This window comes from Priestia iocasae (genome assembly GCF_016909075.1).
GTDB classification, from domain to species: Bacteria; Bacillota; Bacilli; order Bacillales; family Bacillaceae_H; genus Priestia; species Priestia iocasae.
Genome location: NZ_JAFBFC010000019.1, coordinates 1 through 1,057 on the forward strand (window position 1 = coordinate 1; position 1,057 = coordinate 1,057).

A 1,057-nucleotide genomic window follows, 5' to 3' on the forward strand; every position below is an offset into this window, starting at 1 on the left:
AAAAGCATATAAATTCAGACTCTATCCAAATCAAAAACAGATGGAATTAATTCATAAAACCATTGGTTGTTCTCGTTTTGTGTACAATTATTTTGTTGGCAAGCAAAAAAACAAAGATGCTTATTGGTATGTTGTTAACAAAATGGTACAGAACGGTCAACTTGTGTCGAATAATTGGAAAGGTGAATTTTTCAATAAAAACCAATCTATCAAGGCTGTTCGAGAATTAAAGAAGCACTATCCATTTTTAAAAGAAGTAGATAGTATCGCTCTCCAAAAATCAGTTGAAATTGTGAATGATTCCTATACTCGCTATTACAAAAAACAAAATGGGGAACCGCGTTTTAAATCGAAAAAGAACCCTGTTCAATCGTACACAACGAAATGTGTAAACGGAAATATCCAAGTATTAGAGAAACATATCAAGCTGCCAAAATTGGGTACGGTACTTTTTGCAAAAAGCCGAGAGGTTGAAGGTCGCATTATCAATGCAACCATTAGATGTAACCCTTCGGGCAAATACTTCGTTTCCATTTTAGTTGAAACAGAAGTTGTACCTTTTAAAAAAGTAGGTTCGGCGGTAGGAATTGATGTTGGTCTAAAAGATTTCGCGACATTATCAGATGGAACAGTTTACGAAAATCCAAAGTTTTTCCGAACGTTAGAAGAAAAGTTGGCAAAGGCCCAACGCATTCTGTCAAGACGACAAATAGGTTCTTCTAACTGGCACAAACAAAAACTAAAAGTGGCTCGTATCCACGAAAAAATTGCTAATGCAAGAAAAGATCTGTTAGATAAAATTTCAACCAAGATTGTCAAAAACCACGACATCATTGGTATTGAAGATTTGTCTATTAAGAATATGTTGAAGAATCATAATCTTGCAAAAGCAATTAGCGAAGTATCGTGGTTTGAATTTAGAAGAATGCTTGAATATAAAGCAAACTGGTATGGAAAGCAAATTGTTGCGGTTGCTAAAAACTTTCCTTCTAGTCAGCTTTGTTCAACGTGTGGTCACAAACATCAAGCCGTTAAAAGTCTCACTTTGCGTGAATGG

General features: G+C 35.0%; 1 protein-coding gene. It reads left to right on the plus strand.

What is annotated here, in order from left to right; genetic code table 11:
• On the plus strand, positions 1-1,057 hold a 1,057-nt coding region (tnpB, locus tag JOC83_RS19915), incomplete at both ends, for an IS200/IS605 family element RNA-guided endonuclease TnpB (protein WP_205189102.1).